The 16,881-nt window shown below is 72.6% G+C and carries 12 protein-coding genes and 1 pseudogene; 2 read left to right on the forward strand and 11 right to left on the reverse strand.

Translation table 11 applies throughout. The annotated features are described in order from the left end of the window. Positions 1–5 precede the first annotated feature (5 nt). The 5 genes from GA0070616_RS22270 to GA0070616_RS22290 are packed head-to-tail and all read right to left on the reverse strand — an operon-like array spanning position 6 to position 6,151. The gene (locus tag GA0070616_RS22270; protein WP_091086632.1) at positions 6–1,409 is read right to left on the reverse strand and encodes a lipopolysaccharide biosynthesis protein; all 1,404 of its coding nucleotides are present in this window, start codon (positions 1,407–1,409) and stop codon (positions 6–8) included. Between the two features lie 5 nt (positions 1,410–1,414). After that, positions 1,415–2,821 (reverse strand): O-antigen polymerase, encoded by a 1,407-nt coding sequence (locus tag GA0070616_RS22275; RefSeq protein ID WP_139128974.1) that lies wholly within the window; start codon positions 2,819–2,821, stop codon positions 1,415–1,417. A 5-nt stretch (positions 2,822–2,826) separates the two neighbouring features. After that, a complete protein-coding gene (locus GA0070616_RS22280; protein ID WP_091086639.1) occupies positions 2,827–3,792 on the reverse strand; it encodes a dTDP-4-dehydrorhamnose reductase family protein in 966 nt (321 codons plus the stop codon). Then, on the reverse strand, positions 3,789–5,105 hold the full coding sequence (locus GA0070616_RS22285; RefSeq protein WP_091086642.1) for a glycosyltransferase family 4 protein: 1,317 nt from the start codon (positions 5,103–5,105) through the stop codon (positions 3,789–3,791). The genes GA0070616_RS22280 and GA0070616_RS22285 overlap by 4 nt, the downstream gene beginning before the upstream one ends. After that, a complete protein-coding gene (locus tag GA0070616_RS22290; protein ID WP_281188336.1) occupies positions 5,102–6,151 on the reverse strand; it encodes a polysaccharide biosynthesis protein in 1,050 nt (349 codons plus the stop codon). Before GA0070616_RS22290 ends, GA0070616_RS22285 begins: the two co-directional genes overlap by 4 nt. A gap of 231 nt (positions 6,152–6,382) precedes the next feature. Between GA0070616_RS22290 and wecB the strand changes: the two genes are divergently transcribed. Next, on the forward strand, positions 6,383–7,507 hold the full coding sequence (wecB, locus tag GA0070616_RS22295; protein ID WP_091086649.1) for a non-hydrolyzing UDP-N-acetylglucosamine 2-epimerase: 1,125 nt from the start codon (positions 6,383–6,385) through the stop codon (positions 7,505–7,507). 58 nt (positions 7,508–7,565) lie between these two features. On the opposite strand, the pseudogene GA0070616_RS29490 reads toward wecB, so the two are convergent. The 6 genes and pseudogenes from GA0070616_RS29490 to GA0070616_RS22325 form a co-directional block, all read right to left on the reverse strand. Continuing rightward, positions 7,566–9,439, reverse strand: a pseudogene (locus tag GA0070616_RS29490) (polysaccharide biosynthesis protein). Between the two features lie 150 nt (positions 9,440–9,589). Continuing rightward, positions 9,590–10,234 carry an acetyltransferase gene (locus GA0070616_RS22305; protein ID WP_091086653.1) on the reverse strand — a complete coding sequence of 215 codons (645 nt, stop codon included), beginning with the start codon at positions 10,232–10,234 and terminating at the stop codon, positions 9,590–9,592. Continuing rightward, complete coding sequence (locus GA0070616_RS22310) at positions 10,231–11,379, reverse strand: aminotransferase class I/II-fold pyridoxal phosphate-dependent enzyme (RefSeq protein ID WP_091086656.1); 1,149 nt, start codon at positions 11,377–11,379, stop codon at positions 10,231–10,233. The genes GA0070616_RS22305 and GA0070616_RS22310 overlap by 4 nt, the downstream gene beginning before the upstream one ends. Then, the gene (locus GA0070616_RS22315) at positions 11,376–12,029 is read right to left on the reverse strand and encodes a sugar transferase (protein WP_281188338.1); all 654 of its coding nucleotides are present in this window, start codon (positions 12,027–12,029) and stop codon (positions 11,376–11,378) included. The genes GA0070616_RS22310 and GA0070616_RS22315 overlap by 4 nt, the downstream gene beginning before the upstream one ends. 244 nt (positions 12,030–12,273) lie before the next feature. After that, a complete protein-coding gene (locus GA0070616_RS22320) occupies positions 12,274–12,699 on the reverse strand; it encodes a hypothetical protein (protein WP_091086659.1) in 426 nt (141 codons plus the stop codon). Positions 12,700–12,820: 121 nt separating this feature from the next. Then, a complete protein-coding gene (locus GA0070616_RS22325; RefSeq protein ID WP_091086663.1) occupies positions 12,821–15,283 on the reverse strand; it encodes a Tex family protein in 2,463 nt (820 codons plus the stop codon). A 62-nt stretch (positions 15,284–15,345) separates the two neighbouring features. On the opposite strand from GA0070616_RS22325, the gene GA0070616_RS22330 reads away from it, so the two are divergent. After that, complete coding sequence (locus GA0070616_RS22330) at positions 15,346–16,857, forward strand: deoxyguanosinetriphosphate triphosphohydrolase family protein (protein ID WP_091091394.1); 1,512 nt, start codon at positions 15,346–15,348, stop codon at positions 16,855–16,857. The last annotated feature ends 24 nt before the right edge of the window (positions 16,858–16,881 follow it).

Raw genomic sequence — 16,881 nt, forward strand, 5'->3', positions numbered from 1 at the left:
CGCGCTCACCGGCTGTGGGCGAGAGTCGGCGGCACGGGCTCGGGTTTCCGTGGCGGCCCGTGCCGGTGTGCCGTGGTGACGACGTGGAACGAGAGCAGCCAGGACACCCCGTAGGCGGCGGCGGCGGAGAGGCCGAAGGCCCACACCGCGGCCAGGGCCGAGCCGCCGGCCAGGGCGGTGGCCGTCACCGCCGCCGCGACCAGGATCATCCGTCCCACGTCCCAGGCGAGCTGAAGACCCTGCCTACCGAAGACGATCAGGGTCTGGGACAGCGGTGAGCCGACCAGTTGCGTCGCCGTGAAGACCGCCAGCGCCTGAACGTAGCTGCCGCTCGTGCTCCACTCGGGTCCGAACACCATCGCGAAGGCGGGTGGTGCGGCGAAGACGATGAGCAGCGCCCCGGCCGCGGCGACCATCCCCAGTTGCCGGCTGGCCTGGAGGAAGAGCGCCGCTGCCCGTCCGCTGCCGGTGCGCGCGGCCCGCGACAGCTCGGCCAGGTACACCTGCGCGACGGCCAGACCGAGCAGCGCGACGGGTATCGCGAGCACCCGCTGGGTCAGGCCGAACCATCCGGCCACCGCGCTTCCGTAGAAGTAGGCGATGAGCAGGACGGGCAGTTGCAGACCCAGCACGTTGATCAGCCCCGACGGGGCGAGCAGCAGGGGGAACCTACGGTGGTGCAGGGCCGTCCGCCACAGGCTGCGGCGGTGGGTGCCGGGATCCTCGTCCGCCCCCCGCCGGCGCATGCCGGGCAGCAGACTGAGCGCGCCCACGGCCTGGCCGACGCCCAACCCCAACGCCATGCCCCCGGAACGCAGTCCCACCAGGCCGGCGCCGAGCTGCGTCAGGAGGGTCGCACCGGCCTGGAGGAAGTTGCGTCGGCCGATCGCGGAGTACCGCCGGTACCGGATCGCCAACTGGTTGAGCACCTGGACGGCGGCCATCGCCGCCGCCGTCCACGGTGTCAGCCACAACCACGACGACAGTGCCGGCTGGTCGAACAGTGCCGCGATCCCGTCCCTGGCAACCAGGACCACGACCGTGCCGGCCAGCGCGGTGCCGAGGGCCGTCACCAGACCCACCGCCACCAGGTCGTGGGCCTCACGGTCCCGCTCCGGCAGCGGCACCGCGAGTTCGAAGCGGCCGGACGCCACCGCGCCGAGGGTGGCGGCGAGCGTGCCGAGCACGGCGAAGACCCCGAAGTCGGCCGGGCTGTACATGCGGGCGAGCACCGGTGCGGCGAGCAGCAGGAGCACCTGTCCCCCGGCGCTTCCGGCGGCGATGTTCAACACCCCCCGTCGGCTGCTGGCCACCCGACGGCGGTGGCGGGGGGCGGCCCGGTGCCGCCGGCGAGTCGTGTCGTCGGACGTCGTGTCGTTGCCGGTGTCGCTGCCCGACCGCGCTCGCATGCCGGTCAGACCCGCCCGGCGACCTGCTGTCCGGGTACCCGGTGCCCTGGCCGGCGGCCCTCGGGTAGCGGCCCCCAGGTGCGCGGGCCGGCCGGTAGCGCCGTGGCCGCCGCCGGGTCGGCGCGGACGACCGAGTGCCGCCCGGGGCCGCCCATCCGTCCGCCCCAGTACCACAGGCCGAGATAGCTGAACAGGCCGACGTTCATGGGCGTCTCGATGCCCCCGGCGATCCAGGTGCCGAGAACGACGGTGATCCCCGCGAACCCCACCAGTTGCAGCGAGTTGTACCGCCCCCTGCGCAGGGACCGCTGGGTGAGGATCTGGAGCAGGACACCGAACAGGACGGCCAGGAAGATCAGACCGACCGTGTCGAAGTTGTAGTGGATCGAGCCCCAGAGCGACGGCGGGGAGGTGCCCCGGGTGGACCAGTAGACCGTGTAGAAGATCTCGGAGCTGAGCGTGCTTCCCCGGTGGCCGGGCAGGATGCTGAGCAGCCCCTCCAACCACTCGCCGCCGTTGCGGACCGGCAGCATGGACGTGTAGTTGAACGCCGCGATACCCGATGCCTGGTTGTCGTGCACGAAGCGGTCGACGAGGTCGTTCGTCACCGCGCGCAGCGGACTGTCGGCCTGCCCGTCGCGCCGGGCCAGGACGTAGGTCGACAGCATGACCAGCGGCAGCCCCAACACGATCGGCAGGACGGCCGCCCGGGGCAGGCGGCGCCGGTTGTGCAGGTACGCGTAGACGATCGCGGTCGTCAGGAACACGACCATCGCGCCGCGTTGCCCGGTGCCCAGCAGCGCGACGGCCGACAGCGCGATGAGGACGATCGAGCCGGCCCGGGCGAAGAGACCGCCCCGGCTGAACGACCACACCGCCACCACGAGGGTCAGCGCGGGCAGGATCGCGTTCTTGAACTGGTTGACGAAGCCGGGGAACAGGTAGTCCTCGCCGGCGTACGAGTCCAGGCGCAGGTTGGCGATGTCCGCCGGTGCCCCGTCGAGTTGGCCCTGCAGGCCGAGGAAGAAGGCGCTGTAGCCGACGGCGGTGAAGTACGCGACCGTCACGACGGCCGAGACCGCGATGACGAACAGGATCGCACCGGTGGGTGCCACCAGGGTGACCGAGTAGTCGGAGTAGGCGGCCCGGACGCCACGTCGGCGCGAGGTGCGCTGCATGACCACACTGGTCGTCATGCTGGCGACGAGGTACAGGGCGACGGCGGCGGCCATCAGCCGTGCGTAGAACACCTCCGTGTCGGAGTCGGTGTCGACCAGGCGCACGGTGCCGTAGAGCATCAGCAGTTGGCAGACCACGAAGAGGCCGTCCGGGGTGAGCAGGCCGTACCGGCGCATCGCCACCGAGTAGTGGACGGCGGCCAGGACGAGGACCGGGAGGAACAGGGTGATCATCTGTGTCAGCTCCGCGATCGAGGTGCGGGGGGTGAACCGGATGGCCCGCCCGGTGACCGGGGGCGGTTGACGGCTCCCGGGTAGACGGGAGGGACGCCGCCGCGCGCCCACCGCGCCCGCGCCGCCACCAGCTGGGAGATCATTTCCGACCAGGACGGCGGCCGGTATCCGGTGGCCTGCGCCAGCGCCTCGGCCGACATCGAGCGGTCGCAGACGAAGCCGTCGTGGGGGACGATCCGCCCGGCCCACCCGTACGCGGTGGCGACCAGCTTCAGCAGCTCGTACTTCGAGATGGGTATCGCCGCGACGTGGTACAGGCCGGTGAGGTCCTCCCGGGACAGGACGACCGACCTCAGCAGCCGCGCGAACTCGACCGTCGTGACGCCGCTGTAGATCGCCTTGGTGTAGCCCGACACGATCGTGTCCTGGGACAGGAACCAGTCGACGAGGGACCGGTGGCCGGTCAGCTCGTGCCCGATGATCGAGGTACGCAGCGTCAGCGCCGGTGGGCGGTGGACCTCGCCGAGCAGTTTCGAGCGGCCGTACAGGTCCGGCGGGTCGGGGATGTCGGTCTCCACGTAGCCGCCCCGGTCGCCGGAGAAGACGCAGTCGGTGCTGACGTGCACGAGGCGGACGTCCCGGCGGGCGCACTCCTGCGCCAGCTGGTGGGGAAAGAGCGCGTTGACGGTGATCGTGTGCACCGCGTCCTGGACCTCGGGACGCTGCTTGATCACGCCGACGCAGTTCACCACCACCTCGGGCCGGACGTCGTCCACCAACCGGCCGACGCGCCCGGGGTCGCGCACGTCCACGCCGGTCGTGATCCGCTCCACCAGCTCCGGCGGCAGACCGGCCGCGCCGGTTCCGCGCACCGCGCCGTGCACGTCCAGGGCGGCGACGTCGTGCAGTTCCCGCATGAGGGTGTGCCCGAGCATGCCGGTGGCGCCCAGGACGAGTATCCGTCGGCTCATCGTTGCTCCCGGTTTCGGCGTGGTCTCCCGCGGCCCTTCGCCGCGGCCTCGGCCAGCAGGTCGGCGAGGAGCCTCGCGTTGGCTGACTCGCTCATGTGCAGCCGGTAGTGGTCGTGTCCGGCCCGGCCCATCGCCCGCAGCCGGGCGCGTGGGGTGGCGTGCGCGAGCCGGACGGTCTCGGCCAGCCGCGCCGGGTCGCCGGGCGGGGAGGTGAATCCGGCGTCGGCGTCGCGTACCGCCCGGGCCGCGTCCCCCGGCGCGCAGGACAGGACGGGCTGCCCGCAGGCGAAGATCGTCTGGACCTTGCTCGGCATGGTGATCCGGAACAGCGGCTCGTCGGCGAGACAGACGAGCTGGATGTCGGCGGCGGCCGACACGGCGACCATGCGTTCCGGGGTGACCTGGTCGACGAAGTGCACCGTCCGCAGGCCGAGCTGGTCGGCCCGGGAGCGCAGGGCGTTGCGGCTCACCCCGTCGCCGACCAGCACCAGGTGCACGTCGGGCAGGTCACGCAGGCCGTCCATGGCGTCGATCGCCACGTCGAGGCCCTGTGCCGGGCCGTGGTTGCCGCCGTACATGACCACGAAGTCGTCGGGGGTCAGGCCGAGGCGGGCCCGGAAACCGGGCTCGGGTTCGGCCGGCTGCATGATCTTCTCGTCGGCCCAGTTGTAGACGACCGACACCTTCCCGGCGGGCACACCGCGCGCGACGAGGGTGTCCCGCAGGCCGGGGGAGGGGACCGTGACGTGGTCGGCCCAGCGGTAGGTCAGGTCGGTGAACCGGCCCAGGGTTGCCTGTGCCGCCCGGCGGGCCGGGCCGTGGGTGAGGAATCCGGTGGCGAAGACCGAGTCGGGCCACAGGTCCATCACCATCAGCACGTACGGGGTACCCCAGCGCAGCCGCGCCGTCAGCGCCGCACAGGCCGCCGTCGCCGGGGAGGAGTAGACCAGCGCCACGTCCGCCGTGCGCAGCAGCGGCGAGCCCAGCAGGGTCGAGGACGCCGCCCAGCTCAGGTAGTTGGCGACCCGGCCGACCGTGGACCGGTCGTGGCTGGGGTGCAGCGGGGTACGGAGCACCCGGACGCCGTCGAGGCCGTCGACCGTCCGCCGCCGGTGCGAGTAGCCCGGGTGGACGGTCCCGGTGGGATAGTTGGGCACCCCGGTCAGCACGTCCACCGCGAACCCCAGCCGGCGCAGGCAGCGGGTCAGGCCCAGCGGGATGGGCACCGGTTCCGGCGGGAAGAACTGACTGACCAGGGTGACTCTGGTGGCTGCCGGGTCGCCGTCCCGGCTGGCCCCGCCGGGCCCGGTCACGCGCGACGGGTGGCGGTCGGCTGGCCGATCCCGTCGAGCTGCGCCCGGATCTCCGGCAGGGTCAGCAACAGCGACATGATCTCCGGTACGTCCAGCCGCCGGGCGTTGTGCGAGTGGTAGTCGGCGACGTGTTCCTGGCGGATGTCGCCCTCGTCGAAGTACAGGGCGTAGTTGAGGTCGCGGCTGTCGACCGGTACCCGCAGGAAGTCACCGAAGTCCTCGGCGCGGGCCAGGTCCTCCCGGCTGGCCAGGGTCTCGAACAGCTTCTCGCCGTGTCGGATGCCGAGGACGTCGAACTTGGCCGGCACCCCGAACAGGTTGCACAGGGCCGTCGCGAGGTCTCCGACCGTGCAGGCGTCGGCCTTGCGGATGAAGACGTCGCCGGGCTGGCCGTGCCGGAAGGCGTGTTCGACCAGGTCGACCGACTCGCCGAGGGACATCAGGAACCGGGTCATCGTCGGTTCGGTCACCGTCGGTGCCAGGCCGTTGCGGATCTGTTCGACGAACAGGGGGATGACCGAACCGCGGGAGCACATCACGTTGCCGTAGCGCACGCAGCAGACCCTCGTACGGGCCGCCGGGTTGTTGCGCGCGTGTGCCTGGGCGACCTTCTCCATGAGGGCCTTGGTCATGCCCATCGCGTTGACCGGGTAGACGGCCTTGTCCGTGCTGAGCAGCACGAGGGTCTCGACGCCGTTGCGTTCGCAGGCGTCGACCACGTTGGCGCTGCCGAGCACATTGGTGCGGACCGCTTCCAGCGGAAAGAACTCGCAGGAGGGAACCTGCTTGAGGGCCGCCGCGTGGAACACGAACTCGACGCCGCGGGCGGCCTTGAAGACGCTGTCGAGATCCCGGACGTCCCCCACGTAGTAGCGCACCCGGTCGTCGCGCAGCCGGTGGCGCATCATGTCCTGCTTCGATTCGTCCCGACTGAGGACGCGTACCTCGGCGGCACCGGCGTCGAGCAGCCGGGACACCATCGTCTGCCCGAAGGAACCCGTGCCGCCGGTGATCAGGAAACGTCGGCCCGAAAGTGAGGAAATCACGTCTCCTCCTGCCTTTCCCCACTGTTCCCAGGGGAGCTGTCGATTCACGTCGAATCGGACCATACAACTCGCCGGGTGACGGCGTACGGATAACACGGAAATGGGCCTGGTGGCTCTGGCGCGACAATTACTCGCACTTATCGGTGGCGTTACCGAGGTTCGCTCCGAATCGTTGGACCCTGGTCCGTTGCCGGCGCATCGTCGAAAGCCGGCCGTGTGAAGGGTGGGGCCATGACGCGGGTCATGACGGTGGTGGGAACGCGGCCGGAGATCATCCGGCTGTCCCGGATCACCGATCGACTGGACCGGACGGTCGAGCACGTGCTCGTCCACACCGGGCAGAACTGGGACCGGTCCCTGTCCGACGTCTTCTTCACCGAGATGCGCCTGCGGGAACCGGACCGCTTCCTGCGGGTCGACACGTCCTCACTCGGCCGGGTCCTCGGTGGTGTCCTCGTCGGTGTCGAGGAGGCCGTCCGCGACCTGCGACCGGACGCGCTGCTCGTGCTCGGGGACACCAACAGCGCCATCGCGGCGCTGATGGCCCGGCGGATGCGGGTGCCGGTCTACCACATGGAGGCGGGCAACCGGTGCTTCGACCTGAACGTGCCGGAGGAGACCAACCGCCGCCTGGTCGACCACGTCGCCGACTTCAACCTCGTCTACAGCGAACACGCCCGGCGCAACCTGCTCGCCGAGGGCCTGCACCCCCGGCGCATCCTGCACACCGGCTCACCGATGCGGGAGGTGATCGAGCACTACCGGCCCCAGATCGAGGCGTCGTCGGTCCTGCGCCAGGTGGAACTGGACGCCGGGAGCTACTTCGTGGTCAGCGCCCACCGGGAGGAGAACGTGGACCATCCGGCCCGGCTGCGGCGGCTGCTCGACTGCCTGCGCGCGGTCCGTGGCGAGTGGGGACTGCCGGTGCTGGTGTCGACCCACCCCCGCACCCGCAAGCGGCTGGAGTCGCTGACCGACGACGCCACCGACCTCGACGGCATCGCCTTCCACGAGCCCTTCGGCTTCTTCGACTACGTCCACCTGCAGACCCGGGCCCGGTGCGTGCTGTCCGACAGCGGCACCATCAGCGAGGAGGCGGCGATCCTCGGCTTCCCCGCGGTGACCCTGCGGGACTCGATGGAGCGGCCGGAGGCGCTCGACGCCGGCGGCATCATCATGACCGGCCTGGACCGGGACGGCGTCGTCGAGGCCGTCCGGGTGGCGATCGACCAGGTGGCCGTGGACGGTGTTCCCTGCCCGGCCGACTACCAGGTCACCGACACCTCCCGGCTGGTGGTCAACTTCATCCTGTCCACGGTGCGCCGGCATCACGACTGGGCCGGCATCCGCCGCTGAACAGCGCGACGGGCCGGTGACCCCGTGGCGGGGGCACCGGCCCGTGGGTCGCGGGGCGTCAGCGGGGCAGCGGCAGGCCGTCGGGGACGCTGTCGTCGACGTGGTCGACGGGCTGGGCGCAGATGCGGGCCAGCGCGGCGATGACCTTGGCCGGGTCGTCGAACGGGTCGAGACCGCTGACCTCCATCGGGTCGAGCGGGGGCACCGCGACGTGCGACACCAGCGGGTGCAGCGGGCGGACGTCGGTCTCACCGGTGCCGAGCAGGTCCTCGTGCAGCTTCTCGCCGGGGCGCAACCCGGTGTAGACGATCGGCACGGTGCTGGCGGCCTGCTCCACCATCTGCCGGGCCAGGTCGGCGATGCGTACCGGCTCGCCCATGTCGAGAACCAGCGCCTCGCCGTCGCGGCCGATCTCGGCGGCCTGGAGGACGAGTTGCACCGCCTCCTGCACGGTCATCAGATACCGGGTCACCTCGGGGTGGGTGACAGTCAACGGCTTGCCCATCTCGATCTGCCGCTGGAACGCGGTGACCACCGAGCCCCGGCTGCTCAGCACGTTGCCGAAGCGGACGCTGAGGAAGGTGCCCGGGAAACGCGAGGCGGTGTGGGCGGTCAACCGCTCCGTGATCCGCTTGGAGTAGCCGAGGACACTGGTCGGGTCGGCGGCCTTGTCGGTGGAGATGTTCACGAACTTCGCCACGTCGCGGCAGGCGTCCAGCACCGTCAGCGTGCCCCAGACATTGGTCTTGATGGCCTCGCCTGGGTGCCGTTCCAGCAGCGTGAGGTGCTTGAGTGCGGCGGCGTGGAAGATGATCTCAGGGCGGCGTTCCCGGACGATCCGCCGGATCGCCTCGTCGTCGCGCAGGTCGGCGAGAATCAGTTCGGGGCCGTCCAGCAACGCCCGGCCGTCGAGCGACATCTGCAACGCGTGCAGGGCAGACTCGTCGCGGTCGAGCATCATCAGCTCCCCGGGTTCGCCTTCATCACCTGCCGGCACAGCTCGGAGCCGATCGAGCCGCCGGCACCCGTGACCAGGACGCGCCGGCCGGTGAGGCTGTTCGTCCGCACCGCCATGTCGGCCACGACCTGCCGGCGGCCGAGCAGGTCGCTGATCTGGACGTCGCGTACGTCGGTGACCGTGATCCGATGGTCGACGAGGTCCCGCACCGGCGGCAGCACCTTGAACGCCGCCCCGGCGTTCAAGGTGCTCTCCCGGATCTGCCGGATGAGGGCGGCGTCGGCGTTGGCCACCGAGAAGATCACCGTGGCGGCGCCGGTGCGGCGCACCGCCTCGGCGACGTCGTCGCGCCCACCGAGCACCCGCACCCCGTCGACGGCGAGGTTGCGCTTGTCCGGGTCGTCGTCGAGGGCACCGACCGGCAGGTACCGGCCGCGCGGGTCGGTGAGCAGGGCGCGCAGCAGCCCTCGCCCCGCGCTACCCATGCCGAACAGCAGGACCGGGGTCGACGAGCGGACGTCCGGGCGCAGGCGCAGGTCCCGGTGGTGCCGGTAGGCGACCCGCACGACGAGCATGGACAGCAGGGCGAGCGCGCCGCCGACCAGGGGGGTGCTCGCCGGCACCGGCCGCTCGGTGACCGGAAGTACGCCGAGCAGCATCACCGCGGCAGTGGTGAGCGCGGTTCCCGCCAGCCCCTGCACCTCCTGGAGGCTGCCGAGCGGGTGGCGGCCGGAGCGCACCCGCCGCGCCGCCACCACCGCCACGTGCAGGCCGGCGGCGAGCAGGCCGCAGCCGGCCGCCCGGGTCAGCTGTGCGGTGGTCAGGGCGAACTCGTAGCGGGTCCAGGCGGCCCCGACGAACCCGCCGACCCAGGCCGTGGTGTCGAGGGCGAGGAACGCGAGGGCGCGGTACCGGGCCCTGGTTCGGCGTCGCCTCGGGTCGGCTCCTCGGGTGCTCTGTGTGTCCCGCGACATGTGCGGCTCCCTGTTCCGGTCGACCACCTCCGCCCGGGGCGAGCGAAAGGGGGAATTACACCTCTGTCCTTGTTACATGCTTTAGGGGCCTTATGTGCCGCTTTCACCATTGGTGGGAGGATTCGTGCTCCGTGCCGGGGTTGGGTAACCTCAACGGGCCGGAACGCCCTTGACCACGACGCCCTCGGGCACGTCCCGCACCACACACGCGCCCGCGCCGACGGTGGCGTCCCGGCCCACCCGCAGCCCCTGGAGGACGGCGGCGGTGGTGCCGACGAGCACCCCGTCGTCGAGCCGGCAGTCCCCGGAGACGGCGGCCAGCGGATTCACCGACACGTGGTCGGCCAGCACGCAGTCGTGGCCGACCGTGCAGTTCTGGTTGAGGTGCACGTGGCGGCCGACGGTGACGTTCGTGGTGACCCGGGCACCCGGGAACGCGACGAAGCCGGGGCCGTGCCGCAGGTCGTCGCCGAGCGTCGCGTCAGGGTGCACGAGGCTGGCCGCCGGGACGCCGTACCGGTCGATCCGCTGGGCGACCGCGCGCCGGACCCGCGGGTCACCGATGCCGATGACGTGGTGGGTGTCGCCGGGGGCGTCCCGCAGCCACTCGACGCCACCCAGCCAGGGCACGTCCAGCCGGTGCACCCGCTTGAGGTTCTCCTCGCCGGGCCGGTCGTCGACGAAGCCGAGCAGCCGCCAGCGGGGCGGTCCGGTCCCCGCGTCCATGGCACGGGCGATGGTCAGGACCTCCCGGCCGTGCCCGCCACAACCGACGATCACCAGGGGTACGGTCACGCCGCCGGAGCCCCCGTGCGCGCCGTCAGGAACTCGTCGATCGCGGAGAGCACGGCGGTGACCTCCCGCTCGCCGAGCACGCTGCCGCTGGGCAGGGTCAGCCCGTCGGCGAAGAGCCGCTCGGCCGCCCCGGTGAGCAGGCACTCGGCGTCGGCGTACGCCGGTTGCAGGTGCATCGGCTTCCACACCGGCCTGGTCTCGATGTCCCGGGCGGCCAGGTGGGCGGCGAGGTCCGCGGCACACCAGCCCGACCGGTGCCGGTCCACCCGGATGCTGGTGAGCCAGCAGTTCGAGCCGGTGTCCTCGGCGCCGATCAGGTCGACCCCGGGAACCGGGGCGAAGAGTTTCGCGTACCGGTCGCGCAGTCGCCGGCGGCGGTCGATCATCCCGTCCAACCGCAGGAGCTGGGCGCGGCCGAGCGCGGCGAGCAGGTTGCTCAGCCGGTAGTTGTAGCCGGTCTCCCGGTGTTCGTAGTGGGGCACCGGCTCGCGCGCCTGGGTTGACAGGTGCCGGGCCCGATCGAGCAGGGCCACGTCGTCGCCGACGAGCATCCCGCCCCCCGAGGTGGTCATGATCTTGTTCCCGTTGAACGACAGGGCAGCGACCCGGCCGAAGGAACCCGCGGGACGGCCGAGGTGCGTCGCGCCCAGCGCCTCCGCGGCGTCCTCGACCACCGGGACGTCGGCGGCGGCGCAGACCGGCAGCAGCGCCGGGTAGTCCGCGCAGCTGCCGAGCATGTCGACGGGGATCACCGCACCCACCCGCTCGCCCCGCGAGCGCAGTCGGTGCAGCACCTCGGCGACCAGCGCCACGTCGATGTTGCCGGTGTGCGGGTCGCAGTCGACGAAGACCGGCCGCGCACCGGTGTAGCGGACCGCGTTGGCGGTGGCGACGAACGTCAGGGTCGGCACCAGCACCACGTCTTCCGGGCCGACACCCAACCCCAACAGGGCCAGGTGCAGCGCCGCGGTGCCCGAACTGACCGCCACCGCGCCACGGGTGCCGACGCGCGCCGCGACCTCCCGCTCGAACGCGTCGAGGTCCGGCCCGACCGGCGCGACCCACCCGGACCGCAGGGCCGCGATCAGGTACGCCTCCTCCAGCGGCCCGACGTCCGGCGCGGACAGGTGGATGACGCCGCTCATCGCCGGCTCCCGAGGAACTCCGGCGCGGTCGCGCTGCCGGTGGCGGAGATGCCCTCCCGGCCCAGCACCGTACGGACCGTGGCCACCAGGATCGACAGGTCGAGGCGGAGACTGCGCCGGTCGACGTACTCCACGTCGAGCGCGAGCTTGTCGTCCCAGTCGAGGCTGTTGCGCCCGCGTACCTGGGCCAGGCCGGTGACGCCCGGACGGACCTCGTGCCGGCGGGCCTGGGTGGGGGAGTACCGGCCGAGGTACTCGGGCAGCAGCGGTCGGGGGCCGACGATGCTCATGTCGCCCCGCAGCACGTTCCAGAGGGTGGGCAGCTCGTCCAGACTGGAGGCGCGCAGCCAGCGGCCCAGCGGGGTGAGCCGGTCGGCGTCGCTGACCAGCCCGCGGGCCGGGTCCGGCTCGCGCATGCTGCGGAACTTGACCAACTCGAACAGGCGGTCGTCCCGGCCCACCCGGCGCTGCCGGAACAGCACCGGCCGGCCCAGGCCCACGGCGACCACCACTGCGACCGCCGCCATCAGCGGCGCGGTCAGCAGCAGCAGTGCCGCCGCGAGGACCACGTCGAACAACCGCTTGACCGGATCGACCCGCCGCGCGGGCGGGGTCGGGCGTACGGGCGCGGTCAACGAGGTTGCGGGCACCGTTCTGACCTCCGTGAGTCGACCGTCGAAGCAGACCAACGGGTCGTGTCACGTGATCCCCTCCCAGCAGGTGGAAGCGGCGACAGTCACACGAAACCCGACACCTCAACTCGCGAGGGCACGGAAAGGACACGGCGCATGGGCGCGCCACGTGCGGGCCGGAGTGTCGTCGTGGCTGGTCAGCCCGGACACGTGGCCGAGGGCGTCGCGTCAGCGGGCGGGCCGACCCGCCGGCGGCGTCGCCTCAGGAGTCGGCGTCGAGCCGACGTTGCAGCAGGACCCGCAGCGGCACCGACTCACCGTCGCGACCGCCCTCGCCGACCACCAGCGGCGCCGGGCCGGGCTGCGGGTCGGCCCCGAGGAACCGGGCGCGCAGCGCGCGGGGCACGGTCAGCAGGTGGAACCGGCCGTCCACGTCCACGGCCCGGGTCCGGGCCCGGTCGATGTACCAGCCGTGCAGGCGGGTGCGGTAGCGGGCCCGGCCGTCGTGTGACCGGGCGACGAGCCGGGTGGTGGGCAGGCCCCGCCGCCGCGCCTCGGCGACGAACGCGCTGACCAGCCGCGCCGCCTCGGCCTGTTCGGCATGCCGGCGCCGCTCCTGGGCCGCCGCGTGCGCCAGCACCGCGTGCCGCCGCGTCTCCCGCCAGTCCGGGCCGTCGTCGGTGACCACGACCCTGACGGTACGCCGGCCCGCCGCCGCCGGCCCACCTGCCCTCGCCCCCGTCCTCGCCCCTTCCTCCGCGCGGCGTCAGCCTGCGAGTCACCGGTGGTGATGCCCGACGACCCTCGGCTCAGAGCAGACCGGCACGCCGTAGCGCGTCGGCCATCGCCCCGTCGGCGGGCGCGCCCGCGCCGCCCCGGCCCTGGCCGCCGCGTCCCTGGCCGCTGTGACTACCGCGCCCCTGGCCAGCCTGACCGCCGCGCCCTTGCCCGCCCTGGCCACCGCGTGCCTGCCCGCCCTGGCCGCCGCCTCCGCCGCGGCCCTGCCCGTCGCGTCCCTGGCCTCCCGGCCCGCCGCGTCCCGGCCGCTCGCCGCCACCCCGGCCGCCGCGTCCGCCGCCCGGCTCGGCCTCGTCCTCGAGACGCAGGGTCAGCGAGATGCGCTTGCGGGGCACGTCCACGTCCAGCACCTTGACCTTCACCACGTCGCCGGACTTCACCACCTCGCGTGGATCCTTCACGAAGGTGCGGGACATGGCCGACACGTGCACCAGGCCGTCCTGGTGCACCCCGACGTCGACGAAGGCCCCGAACGCGGCCACGTTCGTGACCACCCCCTCCAGCACCATGCCCGGCGTGAGGTCGCCGATCTTCTCGACCCCCTCGACGAAGGTCGCCGTCCTGAACTCGGGACGCGGGTCACGACCGGGCTTCTCCAACTCGGCGAGGATGTCGGTGACGGTGGGCAGGCCGAACGTGTCGTCGACGAAGTCGGTCGCCCGCAGCCCGCGCAGAATGGCCGACCTGCCGATCAGCGAGCGCAGGTCCTGGCCGGTGCTGGCCAGGATGCGCCGCACCACCGGGTACGCCTCGGGGTGCACGCTGGAGGAGTCCAACGGGTCGTCGCCGCCGGGGATGCGCAGGAAGCCGGCGCACTGCTCGAACGCCTTCGGGCCCAGCCGGGCCACCTTCCTCAGCTCCGACCGGGTGCGGAACGGGCCGTTGGCGTCCCGGTGCAGCACGATGTTCTCCGCCAGTCCCGCCCCGATGCCGGAGACCCGGGTCAGCAGCGGCGCCGACGCGGTGTTCACGTCCACGCCCACCGCGTTGACGCAGTCCTCCACCACCGCGTCCAGCGACCGCGACAGCTTCACCTCGGACAGGTCGTGCTGGTACTGGCCGACGCCGATCGAACGCGGGTCGATCTTCACCAGCTCGGCGAGGGGATCCTGCAACCGCCGGGCGATCGACACCGCTCCCCGCAGGGAGACGTCCAGGCCGGGCAGTTCCTGGGAGGCGTACGCGGACGCCGAGTAGACCGACGCCCCGGCCTCGGAGACCACCACCTTGGTCAGCTTGAGCTGCGGGAAGCGCGTGATCAGGTCACCGGCGAGCTTGTCGGTCTCCCGGCTGGCCGTGCCGTTGCCGATCGCCACCAGCTCCACCTGGTGCGCGGCGGCCAGCCGGGCCAGGGTCTCGATCGAGGCGTCCCACTGCCGGCGCGGCTCGTGCGGATAGATGGTGTCGGTGGCGACCACCTTGCCGGTGGCGTCCACCACGGCCACCTTCACGCCGGTACGCAGGCCCGGGTCCAGCCCCATCGTGGGCCGGCTGCCGGCGGGTGCCGCCAGCAGCAGGTCCCGCAGGTTGGTGGCGAAGACCCGCACGGCCTCCTCCTCGGCGGCCTGCCACAGCCGCATCCGCAGATCCGCACCGAGGTGGATCAGGATCCGGGTCCGCCACGCCCACCGCACCGTGTCGGCCAGCCACCGGTCGGCCGGCCGCCCCCGGTCGACGACGCCGAACCGGCCCGCGATCACCGCCTCGTAGCGGGTCGGCCCGGCCGGCGTCGCGTCGGAGTCGCCCTCGGCCTCCGGATCCATGGTCAGATCGAGCACGCCCTCCTTCTCGCCCCGGAACATGGCCAGGATCCGGTGCGAGGGCAGCTTCGGGTACGGCTCGGCGAAGTCGAAGTAGTCGGCGAACTTCGCCCCGACCGTCTCCTGCCCGTCGCGTACCCGGGCCACCAACCGACCCCGCGACCACATCTGCTCGCGCAGCGTGCCGATCAGATCGGCGTCCTCGGCGAACCGCTCGATCAGGATGGCCCGCGCGCCGTCCAACGCGGCGGCGGCGTCGGCCACCCCCCGGTCGGCGTCGACGAACGCCCCGGCCGCCGTGCGCGGATCCTGCGTCGGGTCGGCCAGCAGCGACTCCGCCAGGGGCTCCAACCCCGCCTCGCGGGCGATCTGCGCCCGGGTCCGCCGCTTCGGCTTGTACGGCAGGTAGATGTCCTCCAGGCGGGACTTCGAGTCGGCCGCCATGATCTGCGCTTCCAGCGTCTCGTCGAGCTTGCCCTGGGCGCGGATCGACTCCAGCACCGCCGCACGCCGCTCGTCCAGCTCGCGCAGGTAGCGCAGCCGCTCCTCGAGGGTGCGCAGCTGGGTGTCGTCGAGCAGGCCGGTGGCCTCCTTGCGGTAACGGGCGATGAACGGCACGGTGGCGCCGCCGTCGAGCAGTTCCACGGCCGCGCGTACCTGCCGCTCGGCTACGCCGAGCTCCTCGGCGATCCGCTGGTGAACAGACTGGGTCACGATCTCGCTCCGCCTCCGGGTCCGGGTTACGCCGTGCATTGTGCCCCGCTAGCGTGGCGATCATGGAACCACCTGCCGAGCCGCGTGCCCGCCGGCTCTTCGGCGGCAGCGCCCGGACCCTCGGTGACCTGGCCGCCAGCCCTTTCCGGGCCGACCGGGACCGGATCGTCGCCTCGCCGTTCTTCACCCGCCTCGGCGGGGTCACCCAGGTGGTCAGCCCGGGCGGGTCGGGCCTGCTGGTGCACAACCGGCTCACCCACAGCCTCAAGGTGGCGCAGGTCGCCCGGGCGATCGCCGAACGACTCACCGCCGACGACACGCACCGGAAGCTGCTGGAGAAGCTGGGTGGCTGCGATCCGGACGTGGTGGAGGCCGCCGCCCTCGCCCACGACCTCGGTCACCCGCCGTTCGGGCACCTGGGGGAGCGGGTGCTGGACCGGCTGGCCCGGCAGCGGCTCGGTCTCACCGACGGGTTCGAGGGCAACGCCCAGTCGTACCGGATCGTCACCTCCACCGAGATCCGGGGCGCGGCCACCACCGGCCTCGACCTGACCGCGGCGGTGCGGGCCGCGATGCTGAAGTACCCGTGGACCCGGCTCGACCACCCGGACCCGCACCCCCGGCTGCTGGACCCCGCCCCGCGCGGGGCCGCCGTCCCGCCGGACGACCCGGACAGCGGCTCGGCGAAGTTCGGCGCGTACCGCACCGAACTGGACGACCTGCGGCAGGCCCGGGAGCCGTTCGTCGGCCGGATCCTCGACTGGCAGCAGACCGTCGAGGCGTCGGTGATGGACACCGCCGACGACGTCGCGTACGCCATCCACGACGTCGAGGACTTCTACCGGGTCGGGGTGCTCCAGCAGGGCACGGTCGCCGCCGAGCTGATGGCCTGGCAGCGCGAGAGCGGGCACCTGCGGGCCGTCACCGACGCGGCCCTGGCCACCGCCGCCCGCCGGCCCGGCTCGGCGATCGAGCGGCTGCGCCGCCACCTGCACCGCAAGGACGGCTGGATCGCCGACGACGAGGCGTTCGCCGCCGCCGTGGAACACGTCCGCCAGGAACTGGTCGAGGGGCTGCTGGCGCTGCCGTTCGACGGCTCGATCGAGTCCGAGCAGTACGTGGCCCGGTTCAGCGCCCGGTGGACCACCCGTTTCGTCGACGCCATCACGGTGGTCGAGCAGCCGCACCTGCGCTCCGGGCACGTCCTGCTGGCCTGTCCCCAGTGGCACGAGGTGCAGGTGCTCAAGTTCGTCCACCACCGGTTCGTGCTGGCCCGCCCCGACCTGGCCCTGCACCAGCGCGGCCAGGCCCGGCTGCTGGGCACCCTGGTCGAGGCGCTGCTCGACTGGCTGCTCGACCCGGAGGAGGAGTCCCGCCTGCCCCGTCGACTGCACGACCTGGTCGAGCTGGCCGAGGCGGAGCTGCACCCCCGTACCCCGGACCGGATCGGCCGGGCCCGGGGCCGGGCCATCGTGGACTTCGTCGCCCAGCTCACCGACGGGCAGGCGGTAGCCATGCTGGACGCGCTGTCAGGCCGCTCCGGCGCCCTGTGGACCGACGCCTTCGTGCTCTGAGGCGGCCCCTCCGCAACGGTCGGC

Origin of the sequence: Micromonospora nigra (assembly GCF_900091585.1) — a bacterium.
Classification (GTDB): Bacteria; Actinomycetota; Actinomycetes; order Mycobacteriales; family Micromonosporaceae; genus Micromonospora; species Micromonospora nigra.